At 57.9% G+C, this 24,611-nt stretch carries 24 protein-coding genes; 15 read left to right on the top strand and 9 right to left on the bottom strand.

What is annotated here, in order from left to right; genetic code table 11:
• Positions 1-4 precede the first annotated feature (4 nt).
• Complete coding sequence (locus PSQ90_RS02460) at positions 5-1,672, top strand: NAD+ synthase (protein ID WP_282211862.1); 1,668 nt, start codon at positions 5-7, stop codon at positions 1,670-1,672.
• A complete protein-coding gene (gene gltX / locus PSQ90_RS02455; protein ID WP_282211861.1) occupies positions 1,669-2,997 on the top strand; it encodes a glutamate--tRNA ligase in 1,329 nt (442 codons plus the stop codon). Before PSQ90_RS02460 ends, gltX begins: the two co-directional genes overlap by 4 nt.
• On the opposite strand, the gene PSQ90_RS02450 is transcribed toward gltX, so the two are convergent.
• Positions 2,942-4,117 carry a DUF2865 domain-containing protein gene (locus PSQ90_RS02450; protein ID WP_282211860.1) on the bottom strand — a complete coding sequence of 392 codons (1,176 nt, stop codon included), beginning with the start codon at positions 4,115-4,117 and terminating at the stop codon, positions 2,942-2,944. The genes gltX and PSQ90_RS02450 overlap by 56 nt on opposite strands.
• 158 nt (positions 4,118-4,275) lie before the next feature.
• On the opposite strand from PSQ90_RS02450, the gene PSQ90_RS02445 reads away from it, so the two are divergent.
• From PSQ90_RS02445 to PSQ90_RS02390, 12 genes are all read left to right on the top strand, one after another.
• On the top strand, positions 4,276-5,292 hold the full coding sequence (locus PSQ90_RS02445) for a fumarylacetoacetate hydrolase family protein (RefSeq protein WP_282211859.1): 1,017 nt from the start codon (positions 4,276-4,278) through the stop codon (positions 5,290-5,292).
• A 102-nt stretch (positions 5,293-5,394) separates the two neighbouring features.
• Entirely contained in the window at positions 5,395-5,850 is a 456-nt protein-coding gene (locus PSQ90_RS02440; RefSeq protein WP_282211858.1) for a c-type cytochrome, read from the top strand.
• 256 nt (positions 5,851-6,106) lie between these two features.
• A complete protein-coding gene (gene cysS / locus PSQ90_RS02435; protein ID WP_282211857.1) occupies positions 6,107-7,570 on the top strand; it encodes a cysteine--tRNA ligase in 1,464 nt (487 codons plus the stop codon).
• Between the two features lie 5 nt (positions 7,571-7,575).
• On the top strand, positions 7,576-7,950 hold the full coding sequence (locus PSQ90_RS02430; protein ID WP_282212969.1) for a VOC family protein: 375 nt from the start codon (positions 7,576-7,578) through the stop codon (positions 7,948-7,950).
• Positions 7,937-8,419, top strand: coding sequence for a GFA family protein (locus tag PSQ90_RS02425; RefSeq protein ID WP_282211856.1), 483 nt, complete (start codon positions 7,937-7,939; stop codon positions 8,417-8,419). Before PSQ90_RS02430 ends, PSQ90_RS02425 begins: the two co-directional genes overlap by 14 nt.
• Positions 8,416-9,375, top strand: coding sequence for a prolyl aminopeptidase (gene pip, locus PSQ90_RS02420; protein WP_282211855.1), 960 nt, complete (start codon positions 8,416-8,418; stop codon positions 9,373-9,375). The genes PSQ90_RS02425 and pip overlap by 4 nt, the downstream gene beginning before the upstream one ends.
• Positions 9,375-9,857, top strand: a complete 483-nt coding sequence (locus PSQ90_RS02415; RefSeq protein WP_282211854.1) for a GFA family protein — start codon at positions 9,375-9,377, stop codon at positions 9,855-9,857. Before pip ends, PSQ90_RS02415 begins: the two co-directional genes overlap by 1 nt.
• Positions 9,858-9,867: 10 nt before the next feature.
• Entirely contained in the window at positions 9,868-11,478 is a 1,611-nt protein-coding gene (gene cimA, locus PSQ90_RS02410) for a citramalate synthase (RefSeq protein WP_282211853.1), read from the top strand.
• Between the two features lie 118 nt (positions 11,479-11,596).
• The gene (locus tag PSQ90_RS02405; RefSeq protein ID WP_282211852.1) at positions 11,597-12,331 is read left to right on the top strand and encodes a hypothetical protein; all 735 of its coding nucleotides are present in this window, start codon (positions 11,597-11,599) and stop codon (positions 12,329-12,331) included.
• A 7-nt stretch (positions 12,332-12,338) separates the two neighbouring features.
• On the top strand, positions 12,339-13,625 hold the full coding sequence (locus tag PSQ90_RS02400) for a LysM peptidoglycan-binding domain-containing protein (RefSeq protein WP_282211851.1): 1,287 nt from the start codon (positions 12,339-12,341) through the stop codon (positions 13,623-13,625).
• Between the two features lie 95 nt (positions 13,626-13,720).
• Positions 13,721-14,044 carry an ArsR/SmtB family transcription factor gene (locus tag PSQ90_RS02395; RefSeq protein WP_282211850.1) on the top strand — a complete coding sequence of 108 codons (324 nt, stop codon included), beginning with the start codon at positions 13,721-13,723 and terminating at the stop codon, positions 14,042-14,044.
• Complete coding sequence (locus PSQ90_RS02390; RefSeq protein ID WP_282211849.1) at positions 14,044-15,942, top strand: ABCB family ABC transporter ATP-binding protein/permease; 1,899 nt, start codon at positions 14,044-14,046, stop codon at positions 15,940-15,942. Before PSQ90_RS02395 ends, PSQ90_RS02390 begins: the two co-directional genes overlap by 1 nt.
• Positions 15,943-16,450: 508 nt before the next feature.
• Here the strand turns inward: PSQ90_RS02390 and PSQ90_RS02385 are convergent.
• Both PSQ90_RS02385 and PSQ90_RS02380 read right to left on the bottom strand, forming a co-directional pair.
• Entirely contained in the window at positions 16,451-16,765 is a 315-nt protein-coding gene (locus PSQ90_RS02385) for a HigA family addiction module antitoxin (protein ID WP_282211848.1), read from the bottom strand.
• Positions 16,737-17,021 carry a type II toxin-antitoxin system RelE/ParE family toxin gene (locus PSQ90_RS02380; RefSeq protein WP_282211847.1) on the bottom strand — a complete coding sequence of 95 codons (285 nt, stop codon included), beginning with the start codon at positions 17,019-17,021 and terminating at the stop codon, positions 16,737-16,739. Before PSQ90_RS02380 ends, PSQ90_RS02385 begins: the two co-directional genes overlap by 29 nt.
• An 81-nt stretch (positions 17,022-17,102) precedes the next feature.
• On the opposite strand from PSQ90_RS02380, the gene PSQ90_RS02375 reads away from it, so the two are divergent.
• The gene (locus PSQ90_RS02375; RefSeq protein ID WP_282211846.1) at positions 17,103-17,516 is read left to right on the top strand and encodes a DUF5655 domain-containing protein; all 414 of its coding nucleotides are present in this window, start codon (positions 17,103-17,105) and stop codon (positions 17,514-17,516) included.
• Between the two features lie 77 nt (positions 17,517-17,593).
• Here PSQ90_RS02375 and PSQ90_RS02370 read toward each other — a convergent pair whose 3' ends face one another.
• From PSQ90_RS02370 to nadC, 6 genes are all read right to left on the bottom strand, one after another.
• On the bottom strand, positions 17,594-18,784 hold the full coding sequence (locus tag PSQ90_RS02370; RefSeq protein WP_282211845.1) for an efflux RND transporter permease subunit: 1,191 nt from the start codon (positions 18,782-18,784) through the stop codon (positions 17,594-17,596).
• A complete protein-coding gene (locus PSQ90_RS02365) occupies positions 18,745-20,946 on the bottom strand; it encodes an efflux RND transporter permease subunit (protein WP_282211844.1) in 2,202 nt (733 codons plus the stop codon). The genes PSQ90_RS02370 and PSQ90_RS02365 overlap by 40 nt, the downstream gene beginning before the upstream one ends.
• On the bottom strand, positions 20,943-22,208 hold the full coding sequence (locus PSQ90_RS02360; protein ID WP_282211843.1) for an efflux RND transporter periplasmic adaptor subunit: 1,266 nt from the start codon (positions 22,206-22,208) through the stop codon (positions 20,943-20,945). Before PSQ90_RS02360 ends, PSQ90_RS02365 begins: the two co-directional genes overlap by 4 nt.
• Positions 22,209-22,219: 11 nt before the next feature.
• Complete coding sequence (locus tag PSQ90_RS02355; protein ID WP_282211842.1) at positions 22,220-22,771, bottom strand: PadR family transcriptional regulator; 552 nt, start codon at positions 22,769-22,771, stop codon at positions 22,220-22,222.
• A 132-nt stretch (positions 22,772-22,903) separates the two neighbouring features.
• Positions 22,904-23,710 carry a 3'(2'),5'-bisphosphate nucleotidase CysQ gene (cysQ, locus tag PSQ90_RS02350; RefSeq protein WP_282211841.1) on the bottom strand — a complete coding sequence of 269 codons (807 nt, stop codon included), beginning with the start codon at positions 23,708-23,710 and terminating at the stop codon, positions 22,904-22,906.
• A complete protein-coding gene (nadC, locus tag PSQ90_RS02345; protein WP_282211840.1) occupies positions 23,707-24,582 on the bottom strand; it encodes a carboxylating nicotinate-nucleotide diphosphorylase in 876 nt (291 codons plus the stop codon). Before nadC ends, cysQ begins: the two co-directional genes overlap by 4 nt.
• Positions 24,583-24,611: the final 29 nt, after the last annotated feature.

Here is a 24,611-nt window from a genome sequence, read left to right as displayed (position 1 = left end):
TTTCTTGACCAATCGTCTACGCATCGCGCTCGCCCAGCTTAATCCCAAAGTTGGCGCGCTCGACGACAACCTTGCCCTTGCAAAATCCGCATTGAACGATGCCGTCGCGGCCAAAGCCGACGTGCTGATGCTTTCGGAACTTTTTCTGACGGGTTATTTCCCAGATGATCTGCTGTTCAAACCGGAATTCGTGTCTGATGCCATTTCAGCTGCCAAGTCATTGGTCGCGGCCACAAAAGGCCTTCAGACCACACTGGTCCTGCCCACAGTCTGGATCGAACAGGGCGTTTCTTACAACGCTGTTGTCGTGGCCGAGAACGGCGAAATTACTGCGGTCCGATACAAGCGTGAACTGCCAAACACCGATGTGTTCTATGAAAAGCGCTATTTCACCGCCGGCCCTCTGCCCGAGCCGGTTATGATCAAGGGCGTTTCCATCGGTATCCCGATTTGCGAAGACATTTGGCACCCTTGGGTCAGCGCCCAATTGGTGCGCCTTGGCGCCGAAATCCTGCTGTGCCCGAACGGGTCCCCCTATTGGACCAACAAGCAGCATGTGCGCAAGGAACTGGTCCGTGCCAGAGTTGCCGAGGATGGCGTGCCCATGCTGTACCTCAATCAGGTCGGCGGGCAAGATGAACTTGTCTATGATGGGGCCTCATTTGCCATCGAACCCGGCGACAAGCTGGCCTTTCAGGGCAAGTCGTTCGAGCCTGATTTTATCGTCTCGGACTGGACCTATGAGGACGATGGCTGGACCTGCGTTTCCGGCGAAGTCACGCCGTTGACCGACATCGACGCCGCACCTTGGCGCGCCTGCGTCCTCGGTCTGCGCGACTATGTCCACAAGAACGGTTTCAAGCGGGTGGTGCTCGGCCTTTCCGGCGGCATCGACAGTGCCATTGTCGCCGCTATGGCCGTTGATGCATTTGGCCCCGAAAACGTCCATTGTCTGATGCTGCCCTATCGTTACACATCCGAAACGAGCCTGCGCGATGCCAGGGATTGTGCAGAACGGCTTGGCGTGCGCTACGACATCGTTGCCATCGGTGATCCGGTTGACGGTGCCTTGACCGAACTGGTCCCGATTTTTGGCGACCGACCCGCCGATCTGGCTGAAGAAAACATCCAGTCGCGAATGCGTGGCGTCATGCTGATGGCCGTGTCCAACAAACTGGGTTCAATGCTGATCACCACCGGCAACAAATCTGAAATGGCCGTCGGTTATGCCACGATCTATGGCGACATGAATGGGGGCTACAACCCAATCAAGGATCTGCTCAAGATGCAGGTCTATCATCTGGCGGCGTGGCGCAATGCGCACAAGCCCGATAATTGCCTCGGCCCCGAAGGTGAAGTCATACCCCAGGCAATCATCGACAAGGCACCCAGTGCCGAACTGCGCCCCGATCAGACGGATCAGGACAGTCTGCCACCTTATCCGGTTCTCGACGCGATTTTGGAAGCCATGGTCGAGCAGGAACGCTCGATTGCGGAAGTTGTCGCCAGCGGGTTCGATCTTGCGCTGGTCAAGCGTATCGAAAAGCTGGTCAACATTGCCGAATACAAGCGGCGTCAATCGGCACCCGGTCCCAAATTGTCCCCAAAAGCCTTTGGCATGGGCCGAAAATATCCCATCACCAACGGTTACCGCGACGAGTCCGCATCATGACCCCAATAGTCCGCTACGCGCCGTCTCCGACCGGCCGCATCCACCTTGGCAATGCCCGACCAGCGCTGCTCAACTGGTTTTACGCGAAGGCCAATGGTGGGCAATTTGTCCTTCGAATGGACGATACCGACGTGGCGCGCTCGACGCGCGAATTCGCCGACGCCATCGAGGCGGACCTGTCATGGCTGGGTGTTCGCCCCGATAGTCTGGTGCGTCAGTCCGAACGCACACAAATGTATGATGCGGCGCGGGACCGGCTAATGGCCGCCGGTCGTTTATACCCCTGCTACGAAACTGGCGACGAATTGGACCGCCGCCGCAAGCGCGCCCGAGCCTTGGGCAATCCGCCGATCTATGATCGGGCCGCCCTGCGCCTCACCGACGAGGATCGCGTTGGACTCGAAGCCGAAGGCCGCAGGCCTCACTGGCGCTTCAAGCTCGATGGAAGGCCGGTACAGTTCAATGACCTGATCAAAGGCCCTCAGACCGTCAATACCGCGTCAATGTCCGACCCGGTTCTGGTGCGCGAAGACGGCAGCTATCTCTACACATTGCCCTCCGTGGTCGATGATATTGATCTTGGCATCACCCACGTCATCCGGGGCGAAGATCACGTTTCCAATTCGGGCACCCAGATAGAGATATTTGAGGCGCTTGGCGGAAAGGTACCTGATTTTGCGCACCACAACCTGTTGACCGACGCCGAAGGGCAGGGGTTCTCCAAGCGCCTCGGCTCGCTGTCGCTGTCGGATTTGCGGACGCAGGGTTACGAGCCCATGGCGGTCGCCATCATGGCAGTCCTGACAGGCACCAGTCTGCCCATCGAACCCTATTCAAGCTTTGCCGAAATCGGCGAAAAGCTGGATCTGTCGATGATCTCGCACGGTTCGGCCCGATTTGACCCGGCCGAGCTGGATAGTTTGAACGCGCGCATTTTGCATGCCATGCCCTATGCGGATGCAAAGCCCCGTCTGGAGGCCACTGGCCTGGCCGACGAAGCGATGTGGAACCTGCTGCGCGACAACCTGCACAAGTTCGACGACATAAGGGAATTGTCCAAACTGGTAACGGGCCCGGTCGCACCGGTCATTGCCGCTGAAGACCGCGAGTTCATCACGCAGGCTCGTGAGCTATTGCCTGAAGAACCCTGGGATAATGATACCTGGAGCGAGTGGACCAACGCGCTCAAGGAAAATTCGGGTCGCAAGGGCAAGTCGCTTTTCCTGCCATTGCGTCTCGCATTGACCGGAAGGTCGGATGGTCCCGAGCTTAAGTTCCTGCTGGCGCTGGTTGGGCGTAAGGCGTGTCTGGACCGACTACTCTGACCACCTTGTCGCCAAACTGAACCAGCCGCATGCTCTTGTCGGCCTGAATGATGGGCTTGGCAATCGGCGTTTCGCCGGGTGCGCGTGGACGCACCCGCGGCAATGGTATGTCGGCCAATTGCGCCGTTTCGACCAGAGCGGGTGTTGGCTGAACCGCTTCCACTGGCGCGGCGACAGCAGTCTGGGCCTGGCTGCGGCGCGGATCGGGCAACGGTAGCGCAAAGCGATTGCCACCCAGATCGGCGAACTGTCGCTTCTGGCCGTTGGCCAACTCGACAACCGAAACATTGCCGGCCTGATCTTCGGGCCTGCAGGTGCTGGCGCTGTCATACTCGCGCCGATAGCGAAAAGCGTTGGGCAGGTCGGAATAAGGCTGATTGAACATATTACGCATCTGTTCCGGCTCCTGGCCGGGATTGTCGTAATAGTAGATATCAACCGGCGTTCCGGGGCATTGCCTCTTGCACATGGCCGCGTCGTTGCCCACCATATCTGGCAGTGTCGCGTAGCTCACGGGCCAGAAATATCCGTCGCTCAACCGAACGCAGACGGTACGCACTGTGCCCGAATTGCCGTAGCCCCAATTGTCATCTTCAACAATGTCGCCATCGCGATAGCCGCCGCCTGAATCATTACCAAAAATGCGGTCAAAAATCCCTTGGCGCTGGTTGGAAAACGTTGCGCTCGAACCGCGCTGCTCGGCACCACAACCAAACCGGGCCAACTCCTGCAGGATCGCCTCGCGTTGCTGGGCCACGGCATTGGCGGTTTCAACCGCGCCGGAAACATTGGCATAATCATCGCGCAGCTTCAGAACGGTGCGGCCGATGCCCTGGCACTCGCGGGTCAACGTCCGACCCGCTTTGGCATCGGCATTGCAGCCATTGCGAATATAGGAGCTTTCGGCGGCCTGAACCTGCCGGGCCAGATCGCGCGCATTGCGCGTATTCGCCTGAATGTTGCGAAAATCGCCATTGCGGTCGAACGTGCGCAGACTGGATTGCAGCCGCGAACAAGTCGAGGATTGCGCGTAGGCGGTCGTTACATCGGCCAGACCAGCCGCAAGAACGGCCATCGCAAGGGCCATCAGGCGAAAAAATACTCTACTCGAAACGACCATCAGGCTTTGCATCCGACATGTTGACGCTATTACCTAGTCGGTGCGTCTAACCCAATGGGGCTTTAAGACAACGCTAGGGCGTAGTGCAACATTATAGTCCCATCGCGCTTATGTTGGTAGCGTATCAAAGACACACCGTCGCGACCGGATGAACCCATATGAAACTTGCCACCTTGAAAAATGGTCGACCCGACGGACAATTGGTCGTTGTATCAAGCGACCGACTACGCACCGTGTCTGCCAGCCGCATTGCCCCGACGCTTCAGGCGGCACTTGACGATTGGGCTGAGGTAAGCCCAGCGCTGTCAGCCCTTTACGACCAATTGAATGCCGGTGAAATTGCTGGCCAGATGTTCGATTCCGCCTTGTGCCTGGCCCCGCTGCCGCGTGCTTTTCAGTGGATCGATGGAGCCGGTTACCTCAGTCATCTTGAACGCGTGCGGTCGCTCAAGGGCAGCAAGGACGCCGAGCTGCAATCGGCTCGCCCCCTGATGTACCAGGGCGGATCTGATTCGCTTTCCGCCCCCATGGCCCCGATTACAGTCACCGATGAAACGCTCGCCATAGATTTCGAAGCCGAAGTTGCGGCCATTCTCGGCCCGGTACCCATGGGCGCCGACCACGCAACTGCCACCGCCGCCATCCGATTGCTGACCGTGTGCAACGACGTTTCGTTGCGCCGTCTGGTCGTGGATGATCTGCAGAACGGCTTTGGCTTTTTCCACGCCAAGCCTTCCACCGCCTTCGCGCCCCTGGTTGTCACGCTTGATGAATTCGGTAACGCCTGGCGCGACAACAGGCTGCATTTGCGCGTCCAAACCTTGATCAATGATGCTGTGTTCGGTCAACCGAATGCTGGCGTCGACATGCATTTCGACTTCGCCGATCTGATCGTTGAAGCCGCACGTACCCGCGATCTTGGCGCCGGAACCATCATCGGCTCGGGAACGGTGTCCAACCGGCACGATGAGGGACTGCCTACCAAGAAAGGCGGCATCGGATTTGCCTGCATCGCCGAGGCGCGCACCGTTGAAAAACTCAAATATGGCCGCGCGCGCACCCCATTCCTCAAATCTGGCGACCGCATCCGGATCGCAGCAATCGACAGCGACGGCTCGCCCGTATTTGGCCAGATCGACCAGATCGTCACTATTCGGGGCGATGCTTCGGCCTAGATAACAATTATGTGTGGCGGTTCCGAACTGTCACATACCCGTGCCAAACTGTCGCAATCAAATCAGACCGCTGCGGTGGCGGGTCGGCCAAAAGGAATTGTCATGCGCCTCAAATCATTCTCAATTCTAGCCAGCGCCGCCCTCGTTCTCGTGGGCACTTCCCTAGGCTTCGCGCAGGATGAATTTGTTGTCCCTGACTCTCCCGAGGATATCGTGGCCGTCCGTCAGGCGCTGATGAAGGAGGATGGCGGTATTCTCCGCCAGGCTGGGGAGCTTTCGGGCGCAGAAGCGGTCGCTGCCATGCAAACAGTCATCACCAACTATTCCCATATTCCAGCTTTGTTCCCCGAAGGCTCCATTGTTGGCGACTCTGGAGCCTTGCCCGTCATCTGGGAAGATTTTGATGCTTTCACAGCCATTGTTGACACCGGAACCGAAGCTGCCAAAACGGCCATGGCTGCGGCTGAAGCGGGCGACGGCACCGCATATGGCGCAGCGCTCAAGGCTCTCGGCGGCTCGTGTGGCGCTTGCCATCAGCAGTTTCGCCAACCCCAATAAATATATCGCCTCCAAAGCGATCTAGGGCGGTGCTTGCGCCGCCCCTTTTCTTTGCCCGATTGCTCAACGCAAAAAAGCTTGATTTCCACCGCGTCTGCGGTCAATCTCGCCACAAATGAAAACCGTAAACGCAATCTGCATTATTGGCTGCATTATTAGCTGCTAACCACTTGTTGGCGGCGCGGTTCTCTTCATCCCAAATTACATGACCCGAAGACTCCGCCGCCAGTGCATCTTTATGCTCAGGACGCAATCAATGACTTCGGCCAAAACGACCATCAATCTCTACAACACACTGACGCGCACCAAGGAGCCGTTGTGCCCGTTGGACGACAATAATGTGCGCATGTATGTGTGTGGTCCGACGGTCTACGACTTCGCCCATATCGGCAATGCGCGGCCGGTGATTGTTTTCGATGTCCTGTTTCGGCTCCTGCGCCACCTTTATGGCGCCGATCAGGTTACCTATGTGCGCAATATCACCGATGTTGATGACAAGATAAACGCCCGCGCAGTTCGCGATTTCCCCGATTTACCGCTCAATGAGGCCATTCGCCGGGTGACCGAGAAGACTGCAGCGCAGTTTATTGCCGACTCAGAAGCGCTCGGCTGCCTGCGACCCAATCATCAGCCTCGGGCCACCGATTTTGTTGCCCCCCGGACCGATGGCAAGCCCGACATGATCAGTCTGATCGCCACACTGATTGGAAAAGGCAATGCCTACGAAGCAAATGGTGAGGTGTTGTTCGAGGTAACTTCGATGCCCGACTATGGAAAGTTGTCCGGCCGCAATCTTGCCGACAACCTTGCGGGTGCCCGCATTGCCGTCGATGCACACAAGAAAAATCCCGCCGATTTCGTTCTGTGGAAGCAATCCTCAGCCGACGAACCGGGTTGGGACAGCCCATGGGGCAGGGGGCGCCCCGGTTGGCATATCGAATGCTCCGCCATGAGCGCCGCCTTTTTGGGCGAAGTTTTCGACATCCATGGTGGCGGGTTGGATTTGATTTTCCCTCACCACGAAAACGAACTTGCCCAGTCCCGCTGCGCTCATGGGACGCGCGCCATGGCCAATATCTGGATGCACAACGGCTTCCTGCAGGTCGAAGGGCAGAAAATGTCCAAGAGCCTTAGCAATTTCATCACCATCAATGATCTGCTGGAAACCACAAAATTCGGCGGTCAGAAATGGCATGGCCGCGTGCTTCGGCTGGCGATGCTGACCACCCACTATCGCCAACCCATCGACTGGACAGCAGATCGTCTCTTTGAATGCCGCTCGTTGCTCTATGACTGGAATATGGCGGCCCATGACGCGCCAACACAGCCTGTTCCTGCCGAATTGCTCGCCGCACTTTGTGAGGATTTGAATACCTCGGGCACCATAACGATCCTGCATGCGCTGGCAAAGTCGGTCAATGCCGCAGCTACATATACCGCAAAGGTCGAGGCCGCGGGACGGCTGAGGGCAGCACTTGAGCTAATAGGACTATATGAAGAACAGAACTCAGATGTTCTTTTGCGGCAGGAGGTTCGCGATGGACCCGGCGAGCACGCAATCACCGAAATGGTCACAGCGCGCCTCTACGCCTTGAACGCCAAGGACTTTGCCACAGCGGATAATATCCGCAACGAGTTGAGCGAACAGGGCATTGCCCTGATGGATTACAAGGACTCGGAAACCGGCGAACGCCGAACAAAATGGGAGATAAAGCGATGAGCGCTATTTTCGATCATGTTGGCTTTGTGGTGTCAGATTTTGACGCAGCCAAGTCGTTTTATGGAACGGCACTCGCGCCGCTTGGCATTTCGCTTCTGACCGATTTTACCTACAGCGATAATCGCCACGCCGGTTTTGGCGTCGACCGACCGGTATTCTGGATTGGCACGGGCAAGACGGTGCAAACCTCATTGCATATGGCATTTGCTGCCACAACTCGCGCACAGGTTGATGCATTTTTCGCCGCCGCCATTGCTGCTGGTGGTCGTGACAATGGTGGCCCCGGCGTGCGCGAGATATACCATCCCCACTATTATGGCGCCTTTGTTCTCGACGCGGACGGCAACAATATCGAGGCGGTCTGTCATGCCGAACAATAAGCGGCCAAGTCTGACCGGCGGTTGTCAGTGCGGCGCGGTGCGCTTTGCCGTGCGCCTTTTGGGGCGAGGCTCAATCTGCCATTGCCGCATGTGCCAAAAAGCCTTCGGCGGCTTTTTCGGCCCGTTAATCACTGCCCACGATGCTGTTTGGACGAGGGGCACGCCAAAATGGTTTCAAAGCTCCAACGCCGCCCGCCGCGCCTTTTGCGGTGACTGCGGCACGCCCTTGGCCTACGAAACCCGCTTTGGATTGGAACTGGCCATTGGCGCTTTCGATGATCCGGCGAGTGCGGCGCCGGCCCTTCAGGTCAACATGCACGACAAGCTGCCATTCTTTGAAGGTTTGACCAGCCTTCCCATTCGCACCGAGCAAAGCGATGAATGGGTCGACTTTCTTGCCGGTATTCACTCCAACCAGCATCCCGATCATGACACCGATGATTGGCCTCCAACAAACGAGACGAAATGAACCAGCGCCGCACATATTATCCGGAAATTGAACCCTATGCGTCGGGCCATCTCGACGTTGGCAACGGCCACAGCGTCTATTGGGAGCGAGTTGGCACGCCCAGCGCCAAGCCGGCGGTGTTTCTGCACGGCGGCCCCGGCGGCGGCACTAGTGCCGGCCAGCGACGGGTATTTGATCCTGCCCTCTATGATGTGCTGCTGTTTGATCAGCGTGGCTGCGGTCGCTCAACGCCCCACGCCGGGCTTGATCACAACACCACCTGGGATCTGGTGGCCGATATTGAAAAATTGCGCGAAATGGTCGGCGTCGAGAGCTGGCTGGTTTTTGGTGGTTCGTGGGGATCAACACTGGCACTGGCCTACGCCCAAACACACCCCGAACGAGCCAGTGAACTAGTGTTGCGCGGCATCTTCACCCTGCGGCGTTCCGAACTTCACTGGTACTATCAGGAGGGGGCATCAAACATATATCCCGACAAGTGGGAGGGCTTTGTCGCTCCAATTCCACTTTCGGAACGCGATGACCTTATGGGCGCATACCGCAAGCGCCTGGTCTCCGACAATGAAACTGTCCAACTCGAGGCCGCTAAGGCCTGGGCCAAATGGGAGGGCGAAACGCTGACGCTTCTGCCCGACCCGTCGGTCAGCGATGCCTTCTATGACGGCCACTATGCCCTCGCCTTTGCCCGGATCGAAAATCACTACTTTGTCCATGCCGGCTGGATGGATGAGGGCCAGCTCATTCGCGACGCTAACAAGCTTGCCGACATTCCAGCCGTGATCGTTCAGGGACGCTACGATGTTTGCACACCTGCCATCACTGCGTGGGAATTGCACCGCGCCTGGCCCGAAGCAGAGTTTCAATTCGTCGATGATGCCGGTCACGCCTTGAGCCAACCCGGTATTTTGCACCATCTGATAGAGGCAACGGATCGTTTCGCCGGAAAGGATATCTAATGGACCAGCCCGTGAGCGGCGGCTGCCAATGTGGCGCCATACGTTATCGTTTTACCCAGCCGCCCAGTCACGCCCATATCTGCCATTGCCGCATGTGCCAAAAGGCTTTTGGCAGCTTTTATGCGCCACTGGTCGGCGGGCTCAAAACGACGTTTGAGTTTACGCGCGGCACGCTGAGCGTCTTCAAGTCGTCAGATCAGGTCGAGCGCGGCTTCTGCGCAGCCTGCGGCACTCCACTGACCTTTGGCGCCATCGGCGGTAAATACATAGCGGTGTCGATCGGTTCACTTGATCACCCGGAGGTTTTTCCGCCCGTCGACCAGCACGGAACGGAAAGTCGGCTGAGTTATGCTAATGGCCTGGGTGGACTTCCTGATCGCCCGGCAACAGAAGTGCAGGATCCCGAAGGCGCGGCGCTCATTCGCGCCAGCAACCACCAGCATCCTGACCATGATACGGCCAATTGGCCTGACCAGAAATAGAGCATTCGGCATGTCCAAAGAACGCCTTTATATATTCGACACAACCCTTAGAGACGGCGCCCAGACGGCGGGTATCGAGTTTTCACTGGAAGACAAGATTTCCATCGTCGGGCTGCTTGAGCGCTTGGGCGTCGACTATATTGAGGGTGGTTATCCCGGTGCCAATCCCATCGACACCGAGTTTTTCAGCGAGAAGCGCACCAAACAAGCCCGCTTTACCGCGTTTGGCATGACCAAGCGCGCGGGGCGGTCCGCCGCCAATGATCCGGGCGTGCAGGGGCTACTCAATTCCAGCGCTGAAGCCACCTGCTTTGTCGCCAAGGCATGGGATGAGCAGGTGCGCGTGGCTCTCGAAATCTCGCCAGAGGAAAATCTGGCCAATCTGATTGATACCGTCCAGGCATCGGTTGCCGCCAACAAGGAGACTATGATCGATTGCGAACATTTCTTTGATGGTTTCAAGGCCAACCCCGACTACGCCCTTTCCTGCGTTCTCGGTGCCATAGACGCTGGGGCTCGCTGGGTTGTTCTTTGCGATACCAACGGCGGCACCATGCCCTCCGAGATCGCAGAGATCGTCCGAAAAGTCGTGGCGGTCGTGCCCGGCGACAAAATTGGCATCCATGCCCACGATGACACCGGCCAAGCGGTTGCCAACACTTTGGCAGCTGTGGAGGCGGGTGCGCGCCAGGTGCAGGGCACTCTAAACGGTATTGGCGAACGCTGCGGCAACGCCAACTTGATAACCCTGATCCCGACCCTGGCGCTAAAGCCCGTGTTTGCCAACCAATTTTCGCTCAGCATATCCGACGAACAACTCGCCAATCTCACGCAGGTTTCACGCGCTTTTGATGATCGGTTGAACCGTGCTCCAGAGCGGCAGAGCCCCTATGTCGGCGCGTCGGCATTCACCACCAAGGCCGGCATTCATGCCTCGGCGCTGGCCAAGGATTTTTCCAGCTATGAGCATGTGCCGCCCGAAAGTGTCGGCAATGAACGCGCCATTCTGGTTAGCCAGCAGGCAGGCAAATCCAACCTGCTGAGCGCGCTGGCCCGCCACGGCATCCCTGTTGAAAAGGACGATCCGCGCCTCAATACGTTGCTGTCAAACGTCAAGGACCGCGAATCGCGCGGCTATTCCTATGATGGCGCGGACGCTTCATTCGCAATTCTGGCTAGACGCGTGCTGGGCATCTTGCCACATTTTTTCACCGTCACCAGTTTTCGGGCGAGTGTCGAGCAGCGGGTCGATGATGCCGGAACGCTGGATGCACTGACCGAAGCGGTGGTCAAAATTCGGATCGATGATGAACTATTGATGTCGGTCGCCGAGGGTAATGGGCCTGTCAATGCTTTGGATTTGGCCTTGCGCAAGGATTTGGGCAAGTATTCGGACCGTATTGGCGATATGGAGTTGGTCGACTTCAAGGTGCGTATCCTCAACGGAGGCACGGGCGCGGTCACCCGTGTACTGGTCGAAAGTCGCGATGCCAGCGGAGAACGCTGGTATACGATAGGCGTCTCGCCCAATATCATTGATGCTTCGTTTGAGGCACTGTATGAATCCATCACATACAAGCTGTTGAAGACTGAAGCGGCGCAGTCTTTGGTAGCGATGTGAATTTAATCAGGCGGCGCACCCAAGTGGGCGCGCAGCCAAACTTGCCCAGGAGGCAACACTGGCCGATTCCGCATCCAAACAACCCCTGGCGCTCACCATAGGTGCGGCTGCGGTTACTTTGCTCATTGTTATTGGTGTTCTCACCGGGCCAACAGTGGTGAATTGTTTCAATAGCCCCGAGGGTATGGGCCTGTGTCTGCGCGGCCACATGCCTGGCGTGCCGGCAACAACAACCGAAACGGCGGCCTTGCCAGAACAGGCGGCCGCCGCGGACGGTGCCCAGGCAGCGGTAGGTGAAACCGAGGTGAGTGTAACGCCGCCGAACGGCGCCACCGATGCGCCAGTTGAATCAGCGCCGGAAGGATTGACGGTACCCGACGATCTGGTTGCCGCAACCTTTGGCCTGTTGCGTGCCGAACCCGATGGTTCAGTCGTCATCGCCGGTTCCGGGACGCCAACGTCTGAGATCGAAGTTTTCGCCAATGGCGACCTTTTGGGCAAGACAACGGTTGAATCGAGCGGCGACTGGGTACTGGTTCCCGACGCGCCGCTGCCGCCGGGCGGGGTAGAAATTACTCTTGGCGAAACCGGTAAAACAGCCGTTGCCGATAAATCTTTTGTCGTCGTCATCGACCCCGACAGGCAAACCGAGCCGCTGGTTGTCACCAGTGAACCCGGCCAGGCCAGCGATATTTTGCAGGGCCTGTCGCGCCCGGCACCTGTCCAGACAGCCACTGCCGAACCAACCGCGCCGCAAACGCCTGCCGTCGATCTCGATTGTAGCTGCCGAGAAAGCGCCCGATGTAGCGACTACTCAGTCCGACACGCAGCCAGAAGCCGCGACAGCGCCTGAGATGGCCATGGTCAGCGAACCAGCTGTTCCTGACACGGCGCCCGCTCCAGAAACGACGACTGGTGCCGAAACGCCCGCTGTCACCCCATCAACCGAACCAGGGGCCGTCTCAGTTCCGCTTGTGCCGTCCACTGACACGGCAGTGGACGATCAGGGAACTGTAGTGGCCTCGACGACCGAGCCGGTTCAAACCCCAGAAACGCCCCCCCGTCCAGCCTCTCAATCGGCGGTTGCATCGGCAGAACCGACGCCGACGGCAGAACCAACCATGGAGACGTCTGACGCGACAACGTCTCAGCCCGCAGCTGAATTAGCGACCCCCGATGCAGCAACCGCTACACAGCCGGTCCCACCGGTAAGCGACACCGCAACGCCAACGGCAACAGCGACTGCGCCTGAGGCACCAGAAGCGGCCGAGCCAGTTGTGCCCGCAACGACAGCCATCGCCGAGGTTCAGCCGACAATTGACGCCATTGAGATCGATGGCGATCGGACCTTTATTGCGGGCGGCGGGCCTGATGGCGCAACCGTCCGGCTGTATGTTGATGACCAGTTCGTGGCCGACACTACGGTGGAGGATGGCCGCTGGCTGGTTGAAGCAGGCAAGGTGCTGACCAAGCCCAGCCAACGTATTCGGGTGGATATTCTCAAATCCGGGTCCGCCGCCGTAACGGCGCGCGCCGAAGTGGATTTCAAGGTCGACCTGCCTGATGCCGCTGATGCACCAGTCGCCGTCGCGACCAACGATCAACCGGTCGCCACACCAACACCGCTGGTCGAAGCGCCAACGCCTCCGGTGGCAACGGCTAACGCGGACACAGCGTCCGTGCCAACGCCCGAACCTGCCCAACCAGAGCAGGCGGGCACCGAAGCGCCGTCCTCGGCGGTTGCGACCGAAACGGACGCTTCAACCGCACCCGTTGCGACGGCAGAGCCTGCGGCGGCCGTCCCGGAAACGACGGCGACCGACCAGTCAACACCCGCCAATGTTGCCGTCGCACCGACCGAGCAGGCGTCGCCATCGGTTGAGCAAGCAACAGCGGAACCGGCCTCGACCGAGCCCGAAGTGCCCACTCTGGTTGGTACCGCAGTTGGTGGCCCTGAAAATCAGCGGTTCGCGTCCGGCAAGGTAATTATCCGGCGCGGCGACAATCTCTGGACCATCGCCCGCCGGGTCTATGGCGCGGGGATAAAGTACACCACCATCTATGATGCCAACACCGATCAGATCCGCGATCCCGACCGTATCTATCCCGGACAGGTGTTCGCCTTGCCCGAGGGCGAAGCGCAATAACAAAATATCGTCCCTGTCCACCGGGCGGGGGCGATAGGGCTTGCAGGTTGGCTTGCCTTCTTTTATCGTAATGTACCGATTAAAGAAGAAAACCAATGCGCGACGACGATATTGCCACCGCTATGCGAGCCCTGGGGCACCCTGTGCGCCTCAATATCTTGCGCATTCTTGCAACTCAGCAGCAGTCTCCGTGTTGTTGTTCAGATGTTACCGTGTCGCTGCCTTTGGCGCAGTCCACGGTATCCCAGCACATCAAGGTGCTGCTCGACGCGGGCCTGATTGAACGCAAGTCTCGCGGCACGCGCAATTGCTATACCATCCGGCACGATCGGCTCGCTGAGCTTGGTGCCGCCTATACGGGCCTGCTCGCCGGTTTGACCGGTGGTCCGGTAAAAGAACTGGAAATGGACCCAGTCTGATGACGTCACAAAGCGATGGGACTAAAAAACCGACGGTGAGCGCGGACGAAGGCTCTTTGCTTTCAACTGTCAAAAACCTTTGGGGCTACATGTGGCCGGTGGGCCGTCCTGACCTGCGATTGCGTGTCGTTCTGGCCATTGGCGCTCTGCTGGTTTCAAAAGTTGCCACCACACTCATCCCCTTCGCGTACAAAGGCATTATCGACAGCCTTGATGTTGCAGCGCCCGATAGCGCGCTGGTACTCGGCCTTGCTGTACCTATTGTACTGGTGCTCGCCTATGGCGTGGGTAACATTGTCGATGCGGGCTTTCAGCAGCTCCGCGACGTCTTGTTCGCCAGCGTCGGGCAGAACGCCGTTCGCAAACTGGCCTTCCGCACGTTCAATCACATGCACCGGCTGTCGCTGCGCTTCCATCTGGCACGGCGCACCGGCGGACTGAGCCGCGTTATCGAACGTGGCACCAAGGGCATTGAAACCATCGTGCGTTTCACCATGCTCAATATTGCCCCCACCATTGTCGAGTTCTGCATAACGGCAGTGATCTTTGTCACCATGTTCGGCATCAGCTATCTCGGCGTGCTGATTCTGATGATCTGGGGCTATCTGTTTTTCACCATCAAGGCTTCCAACTGGCGTATCGGCATCCGCCGCGACATGAACAACAGCGATACCGATGCCAATTCCAAGGCCATCGACAGCCTGTTGAACTTCGAGACGGTCAAATATTTTGCCAATGAGAAAATGGAGGCCGACCGGTTCGACCATGCCATGTCCGGCTATGAGCGTTCCGCCATCCGCATCTGGACCTCGCTGGGCTTTCTGAACTTCGGTCAGGCGGTGATTTTTTACAGTGGCTTTGTCGTCATCGGGATCATGGCGGTTGTTGGCGTCATGAACAAAACCCTGACGCTGGGCGACTTCGTGTTGCTCAATACCTTCCTGATGCAGATCTACCGGCCACTGAACTTCATCGGCTTTGTCTATCGCGAACTGCGGCAGGGGCTGACCGACATCGAGGAAATGTTCAAGCTGCTCGATCAGAGCCCCGAAATCGAGGACAAGCCCGGTGCCAGGCCGCTGGAGGTCACCGGTCCGGTGATCCGCTTCAACGACGTCAAATTCAACTATGATCCGGATCGTGAAATTCTCAAGGGCGTAAGCTTTGAGGTTCCCGCTGGCAAAACCGTGGCCATTGTCGGGCCGACCGGGGCGGGCAAATCCACGATCTCGCGGCTGCTCTATCGCTTTTATGATGTAACCGATGGTTCGATCACTATCGACGGGCAGGATCTGCGCGACGTCAGCCAGAACTCCCTGCGTGCTGCTATCGGCATGGTGCCACAGGACACGGTGCTGTTTAACGATACTATCGGCTATAACGTCGAATATGGTCGTCCCGGTGCCAGCCAGAGCGAAATCCACGATGCCGCCAAAATGGCGCAGGTGGGCGACTTTATTGAGACATTGCCCAAGGGATATGACACCCCGGTAGGCGAACGCGGCCTCAAGCTCTCGGGCGGCGAAAAGCAGCGCGTTGCCATCGCCCGTACTATCCTCAAGGGACCGGCCATTCTGATCCTTGATGAGGCAACGTCCGCACTCGATACCAAGACCGAGCGCGACATTCAGTCAGCGCTCGATGCCGTCTCGGCCAATCGCACCACGGTAGTGATTGCGCACCGTCTGTCGACCGTGATCAACGCCGATGAGATATTGGTGCTGCGCGAAGGCCATATTGCTGAACGGGGCCGTCACGACGACCTGCTGAAGCGGGACGGGCTTTATGCACAAATGTGGAACCGTCAGCGTGAAGCGACCGAAGCCGAAGAGCGGCTATTGCGCACCGCCAACGATCCCGACGGTTTCGTCAAGCGCGGCATGCCGGCAGCCGAATAGGCGAGCATCAGGTGATGATATTGCAAAAGGTTGGCGTGCAAAAGCGCGCCGACGCCCTGCGCCTGCGGTAAGATTGATCGCGAACCTCGGGCGAGACAAGCCCCAGAAACTAGCTAAAGTAACGAGGCTTGCCTCGCCCGAGGTGACCGGAGTTTTTGACCTGTTCCACAAGGGTTTGGGACAATAAAGGACTGCCCGTCACCGCTTGGCTCCCGTTTTGGCCCACTGGCCGCATCAAGCGAATCCGTGAGCCGAGCCAGTCTTGACGAAGAAAACAGTCCCCGTCGCGGCATTTTAAGACAGCTGCCTACCCCGAGACAGCCAACCCGTTGCGGCTTGGCCCGAACCGGAGCGACCTCCGATCCACCAGCCTCGCCCCCTCATCACTCGTCATGACCTCGCAAGAGGGGGCGACCCGAATAATATGGCGGTGTTTTGGGGGCAGGGGATAAGTTTAAGAAATGATAGTGCCTAACCGCACCAGAATTTGCGACGGACTATCCCTTTTTCAGGCAGCCCTTGGATTGATCGCGCTCAGATCGCTTTCAATTTCCCGGCGGCGCTCCAGAAGATCGTAATCCGCTTGTAGCCCAAGAAAGAACCCCTCGGACATGCCGAAATAGCGGGCAAGCCGCAGATCGGTGTCCGCAGTCAGACTACGTTTGCCCAGGACAATTTCATTGATGCGGCGTGGCGGCACATGCACTGCCCGCGCCACCGCATTCTGACTGATGCCCATCGGCTTCAAAAATTCATCCAGCAAAATTTCGCCGGGATGCGGATTGGGCAGAAGGTCAGTCATGGTAGTCGACGATTTCGACATTGCTCGGTCCTCCATCCTGCCATTCAAAGCAGATGCGCCATTGATCATTGATCCGGATGCTATGCTGCCCGATGTGCGGCCCTTTGAGGGCTTCAGGACGATTGCCAGGTGGCACCCGCATATCCTGTAGAACACGGGCCTGATTGAGCATGCGCAGCTTGCGCAGGGATACCGTCTGAATATCCGGCGGCAGTTTGCGGCTTCGCCGTCCTGACCATATCAATTCGGTTTCAGGATCAGCGAAACTTTGGATCATGTGGGAATATAACGCGATACGTTATATAACGCAATACGTTATATACATTGAACCGAAATGGATTGAGGGGCAGACTATGTAATGCCCGAAAGTCACACCGAAGACATGGTTTTTCCGATGCGCGAGTCAGACGAGAAAATTGCTGAATATCTCAAGGACAAGAACGAGGCGGCGGTAGCGTTGTTTCTGGCGTTTCGCGCCGCCGCGCTCGCTGCTGGGTCCGACGTTGATGAGAAGGTCTCTAAAACAATGGTCGCCTGGCGTGTCAAGCGCACTTTCGCTACAGCTTATATCAAAGGCAAGTACCTGGAATGCTCGATCGATCTGTTGCACCCAGTTGACCATCAGCATCTCAAGGCATCGTTTCACACAACCAGGAAAGTCGTCACCAACCGCTTCACGCTCGAACTGGGAGAGAAGGTCGACCAGCAAATCAAGGCGTGGCTACAGGAAGCATCTGCAAATGTTGGGCCGGGGACGAGATCCACGTCGTGAACCAAACGAAAACCGCCAGGGTAACCAACAAAAAAAGGCCCGCATCGCTGCGGGCCTTTGTCTGGATTGGGTTCGGTCTATTCGGCCGCTTCTGGGCGGCTGACGACGGTAACGCCGTTCTTTTCGTTTTCAACCAGCCCGACATCCTTGGGAACGCTGACGTCCTTGGAGACAATATAGCGCTGTGAACTATCGGTGCCGGTGGGCACTTCCAGCGCCATGCCATCAAACCCGGCAGGGGCCGCTGTCTCGCGACGACGGAAGGGGCTGGCAATCAGCAGGCCAAGGCCCGCAAACCGCGCACCCACCCACTTGATCTGGCCCCACAATACCGTAGGCGCAACCACCATCACCGGCACCATGATCAGCGTCAGGGCGGTCGAAACGAACAGCCCCGAAACCAGCGCTGCCGACAGATGGATGAACCACGAACCGGCAATGCCGCCAACAACGATTTCACGACGGATGAAGTCGAACTCGACATTCATCGCCATCGGGATGACGCCCAGCGCCGTCACGGTTGCCGTCAGCAACACAGGACGCACACGTTGTGAAGTGGTGATCAGCATGGCCTTGATCGGTTCAACCCCTTCATCGCGATTATAGTGGTTATAGGTATCGATCAGAACGATGCCGTTTTTCACCACGATACCCGCGAGCGCTACAATGCCCAACCCGGTCATGATCGCTGAAAAGCTCATGCCGGTAACCAGCATGCCCAACAGCACGCCTGCCAGCGACATGATCACCGTCGAGAGCGTGACCAGCACCTGATAGAAGCTGTTGTACTCCAGCAGTAGCACGAAGAAGATCAGGAACATCGCAGCCCCGAAAGCCTGGACGATGAACGCATTGGTATCATCAACCTGCTCGGCGGCACCGCCATAGACGATCTTGACACTATCAGGCCAGGTCTGGGTATCCTGCCAGGCCTTGAGTTGCTTGATCTTCTCGTCGCTGGCAGTGCCCGGCTCAAGATTTGCGGCAACCGTCATCGCATAGACGCCATTGCGACGCGCGATGTTGGCGACCTTGGGCACGGCCTTGCGATTGATGAAATTCGACACCGGTATCAGACCCTGTGAGGTGATGATCCGCAACGAGTCCAGCGCATTGAAGGTGCGCTCGTCCTCGGGAAGGCGAACCTTGATGTCGAGCTCATCATTGCCGTCTTCAGGGCGGTAGCTGCCCAGCTTGACGCCCGATGTCACCAACTGAACATAGGGGCTCAGTTCGCGGACGCCGATGCCATATTTTGCCGCTTCCACACGATCAATCGTGATCTGCCAGTCAATGCCGGGGAGGGCCGACCATCTTCAACGTCGATGGTGTTGCCCAGATCATTTTCGATATAGTCGCGCAGCTTGGCAACGGCCGGGCTAAGGTCGTCATAGGTATTGCCCTCAACCCGCAGATTGATGGACTTGCCCGCTGGCGGACCGTTTTCCTGCGCCGCGATCTGAACTTCAAGGCCCGAAATCGGGGCGACACGCTTGCGGATATCGGTAAAGATTTCCTCAGCCTTGACGCGTTCCTTGTAGTCGACCAACTGGAGATTGAACGAGCCAATGGTGTCAGGCGGCGCGCTGCCGCCAAAACCACCCTGACCGCCAAATGTCATGATCACGTCCTGGATGCCCTGGACCTGCAGCAGTTGATTTTCGACCTCCATCAGCATGTCGCGGACTTCGACTGGCGAATAATTGCCGCGTGCAATCACATTGACCGTGCCGAACTCGGGCTCGGAGGCAGGGAACGCTTCGGTGCCGGTCGGATTCGATATGTAGGCAAAGAACATCAGCCCCACGATGGTGAAGCCGACGCCAAGCGTCAGGAGGGGCTGGTGCATCAGATGGGACATGGTGCGCACGTAGATGCCGGTCAGGCCCTTGACCTTCTTGGGGTCGAACTTGTCGGCATACATGACGATGTCAGCCGCTTCGCGCGCCTTTTCGTCCACATGGGTCGAGGCAATGAAGGCACCGATGATAGGCATGAAAATCAGCGCTGACACCAGCGAGGCAATCATCACCACGATCACGATGATTGGCAGGTAACTCATGAACTTGCCGATAATACCGGGCCAAAACAGCAGCGGAATGAAGGCACCCAGCGTCGTGAACGTGGCCGACACGACGGGCACAAACATTTTCTTGGCGGCCATGATGAAGGCTTCCCGCTTGGGCACGCCTTCCTGCAGCTTTCGCTCGGCATATTCAACCACAACGATCGGATCATCCACCAGAACGCCCACCGCCAGCACCAGACCGAACATGATCATCATGTTGATGGTCATGCCCATCATCTGAACGACAAGGAAGGCGATCATGAATGATATCGGGATCGACATGCCGATCATCAGGGCAGGGCGCACACCAAGGGTGGCAACGCAGGTAATCATCACCAGAGCCACGGCCGTCAAAACCGCCGCTTCAAGTGAGCGGAACAGGTTTTTGGTGGTGTCAGCCTGATCAATCAGGAAGCTGTGCTGGATGCCAGTAGGCCACGCGGAGGTGAATTTCGTCGTCTCCGTACGCACTTCGTCGGACACACTGATGACGTTGGTGCCAAGCTTCTTTATTACGCCAAGCGTAATGGCGGGCTGGCCGTTGACGTGCGAATATTCGGTTGCGTCCTGAAAAGTACGCTTGATGTTGGCCACGTCGCCAAAGGTCACCACTGTATCGCCACTGGTCTTGAGCGGCAGCGAATAAACGTCCTGGGCGCTCTTGATCAGACCGGGGACTTCGACGTTGAACGAACCCTGGCCAGTATCGAGCGTGCCACCGGGAACCACCATATTGTTCTTGGCCAAGGCGTCGAACAATTGGGAGGCGGTCAAGCCATAGGCTTCGAGACGGTTGAGATCGATGGTGACCTCAAGCATTTCATCGCGCGAACCCGAAATGGTCACGCTCTGAACGTCATTGATCCCCTCAAGCTCAGTCTGCAAATCCTTGGCGCGCTGCACCAACTCGCGCTCAGGCACTTTGCCATAGACTGCTACCGAGATGGATGGGGTGTCAGTAAATGAAATCTCATTAACCGTCGGCGCCTTCGCGTCGTCAGGCAAGTCGGCGCTGGCACCGTCCATCTTGGCGCGAATGTCCGACAGTGCCTGATCCTTGTCAGTATTGACGTTGAATTCGAGGAATACTGAGACATGGCCCGTCGTCGAAGTGGTGGAATAATTCTCCAGCCCATCGAGGTCCTTGATGCGGTCCTCAATCGGCTTAGCCAGGAGTTGTTCGGCGTCGCGCGGCGATACCCCGGTCTGGGAGACCGAGATATAGAAGTAAGGAATATCAATCGCTGGAAAGCTTTCCTTGGGCAGAGTGGTGTAAGCGCCAAAGCCGGCTATAAGCAGCAGTGCCATAACCGTCAGCACCACGCGCGGCATGCGCAGGACGCGCTCGAGAATATTCATCATAGCGCAGCACTCTCCGGAACGTTGGTCGCATCGACCGACTGGCCGTCAGTCACATATTCCTGGCCAATGACAATCACATCAACCTTGGCGGGTAGGCCGAGTACCCAGACGCCCTGGCGCGTGTCGCTGGCAATCTGAACCGGGTAGAATTTGACCTTTTCTTGATCAACGGCCCGCACACCGAGCACGCCATCGTCATTGAGCGTCAAAACCGACTGAGGCAACAGATGTGCTGGTGCGCTACCCATATCAACGGTAGCGGTGGCGGTAATGCCATCGCGGATCGCGCCATTGGGATTGGGAAATTCGATCTCGACGGGGAATGAGCGGGTCGCCGGGTCGGCGGTCGACGCGATATAACTGACTTTGCCCTCAACCTTCTGGTCAGTCACTGTAGTGATCTGCGCTTCCAGTCCGGTCTTGGCCAATCCAATGCGCGCTTCGGGCACCTGGCCGACAAATACCATTGGATCCAGCTGCACGATGCTGGCACACGGCGCGCCCATGGCCAGCATGGAGCCTGCCGAGGCGACAGGATCCTGCACAATGCCTGCAACCTTGGCCAGAATTTCGGTGCGATCAAGTTCAGCCTGGGCATTGTCAAGACCGGCCTGAGCCGAACTGACACCCGCTTTGGCAGCTGTCAGCGCCACCTCGGGACCGCGACCACTGTTGGACGCAGCAAGACCCTTCTTGCGCAATTCCGCATTGGTGTCGAAATCAAGCTGGGCCTGAACCTGAGATGCCTTGGCCTGTTCAAGACCCGCCTTGGCCTGCTCGAGCGCCGCAACCCGCGTACCCTGATCAAGGGTGCAAAGTTTGTCGCCGACGGCAACCTTCTGGCCCTTGGCTACATGGACGGTGTCGACAATCGCCGAGGTCTGCGCCACCGCAGTCACCGTGGATTTGGCTTGCGTGCGGCCGCGCAAAGGAACCTGAAGAGCCATGGGTTTGACCATGTAGGTTACCGTACGCACCGACTGAAGCGGCACATTGTCGCCCGTACTGGTCAAGGCGACGCGTTCAGCGATGGTAAGGGCCGGATCGGACGCTTCGGCGTTATGCTCTGGCTCGGCCAACAGGCCCGCGCCATCCAGTGAATTGGCAATCGGGCCGTCTTCCTGACCTTCAATGACTGCAATCAATGGCTTTTCGCCATGCCCCGGCCCGTTGCCGCCGATCACCAATACTCCGGTCGAAAGCCATGCGGCCACGCCAAGAATGATCAATCCGGCTATACCGTATGAAATATAAGCTCGCATTATGTTGCCCCTTATTCGGCTGCGTCTCGGTCGTCGGCTTCAGATCGCGCCAAAGTGACCAGTTCGTGCATATGGGTGCGTAAATGGTGTTCTGCAACCGCCATTATGGCACGTCCGTAGTTGATGACCCATGCGTCTGACGCAGTGGAGGAGCGCTCCGCAAGCAGGTCATCGAATTTTTTCTGAGATTCTATGTGTCGGTTCAAGTGCTCCGTCAGCCGTGCCTCGACCAGATCGGCTGGCAACAGGTGGGCAAAGCGGGCGAATAGCAGGAAGGGACTGCGAAAAACATCATCTTCCAGTGGGCCCTGCAAGGCCTGAACAAATTCGGCGCGCCCCGCATCGGTAATCGAATAGACCTTGCGCGAAGGCTTGCCTTCCTGCGGTTCAATTCGGCTTGTGACCAAACCCTCTTCGTCAAGCTTGGCGAGCGCTGGGTAGATCGAACCGAAACTGGCTTCAACAAAATAGGCGCACTCGCCCTCTACGGACAGGCGGCGAATTTCGTAACCGGTGGCATCGCCTTCGAACAGGATCGACAGGCAAAGTGTTCTGACGTTCATGCGGACGCCCCTCGAATGAGTATATAGTGGCCGAACATATATCGGCGCTATATATGCTCGTTCGGATTGACGCAAGTGTGCACAGGTGACTCATCACCCCATTGCGTTAATTTGTCGTATAGGAGGGAAGGTTCAGGCGACCAGGTGCACCATTTCGCGCGCGGCCTGCTTGGCAAGGTCAGTGCTGGCCGCTGCAACGAAAAACGGATTCAGAAAATCGCTCGAGCGTTTGCCATAGTGCAGGGGATGGCCATCAAGCGTCAAAACCGCACCACCTGCCGCTTCAAGAACTGCCTGACCCGCTGCCGTATCCCATTCGCAGGTGGGGGTGAAACGCGGATACAGCTCTGCCGCGCCCTGCGCCAAAAGGCAGAACTTGAGCGAGGACCCGATTGAGACATCCTCAACAACCTTGAGGCTTTCGCATAGGTGCGCCAGCGCTTCATGCCCATGCGAACGACTGGCAACAATTCGAATGGGGCCGGCCGGGCTGACCCTTATCGGGCGCTTGTTTTCGATGATGCCGCCGCTGGTATCGCAAATGAATGCGCCCGCCGAACTGCCGACATAGGTCGCCCCGGTTACGGGTGCCAGAACAACGCCAATGGTGGGGCGACCATGTTCAATCAGAGCAATATTGACAGTAAACTCGCCATTGCGCTTGATAAATTCCTTGGTGCCATCGAGTGGATCGACGACAAAATAGCGTTCCCCCAGGGCCGGAATTCGGCCCGCAGAGGCGCTTTCCTCGGCGAGGACGGGCAACCTGGTTGCGGCCAGCATTTCCAATATGACAGTTTCGGCGGCGGCATCTGCCTCGGTAACGGGCGAGCCGTCCGATTTCTGCGTTGCCGCAATGGGGCGCGCATAGACCATATTGATCAGGCGGGCCGCAGCCATCGACGCATCGACCATCAATTCAACCATGGATTGGCTCATGGACGCAAAATCTCCACGTCAAGGCCAAGATCGAGTGGCACCGCCGCCATTGTGATTTGACTGGTCGAAATGAAATCTACCCCGGTTTCAGCAATGGAGCGGACCCGATCCAGCTTGACCCCTCCTGAAGCCTCAAGCCGGGCCCGGCCCTTGTTCAGCGCGACCGCCTGCTTCAATTTCTCATTGTCCATATTGTCGAGCAATATGACCCGCGCACCGGCTTCGAGCGCCTCACCAAGTTCGTCAAGACTTGCAACTTCAATTTCAATGGCGACCAAATGTCCGGCAAAGGCCGTGGCTGCCTTGTAGGCGGCGGTAACACTACCAGCCACGGCGATATGATTATCCTTGATCAGGATCGCGTCATCCAGACTGTAGCGGTGGTTGGCACCGCCCCCGCAGCGCACAGCGTATTTTTCGAACGCCCGTAATCCGGGCGTTGTCTTGCGCGTGTCGCAGATGCGCGCCGAGGTGCCCGCCACCTCGTCAGCATAGCGTCGGGTGAGGGTCGCAATGCCACTCAAATGATTGAGGAAGTTGAGCGCCACGCGTTCCGCCGACATCACCAACCGGGCCGGACCATCTATGCGCGCAACCAGAGCTCCCGCCGCAACGCTGTCGCCGTCGGCAAGCTGGGGCGTGAAGGTCACGCCATCGCCGATCAACCGAAAGGCTGCCGCTGCCAGATCAAGCCCGGCAATGACGCCTGCCTCGCGCGCGCCGAGCAAGGCCGTGGCGCGATCATTTGGCGATAGGGTCGCCTGGCTGGTCAAATCGCCAGCCAGCCCCAAATCTTCCTCCAGCGCCGCCAGAACGGCGCGTTCAACAGTAGGGCGCGGCAGGTGCGCAGGAAAGCTAGGGGAATGTGACATGGCCAGCCTGTATTTGCGTTGCTGGACAT

The sequence above is a fragment of the Devosia rhodophyticola genome (genome assembly GCF_028816475.1).
GTDB lineage: Bacteria > Pseudomonadota > Alphaproteobacteria > Rhizobiales > Devosiaceae > Devosia > Devosia rhodophyticola.
Note: the sequence above shows the minus strand (reverse complement) of the source record. Positions and strands in the feature narration are given on the sequence as shown.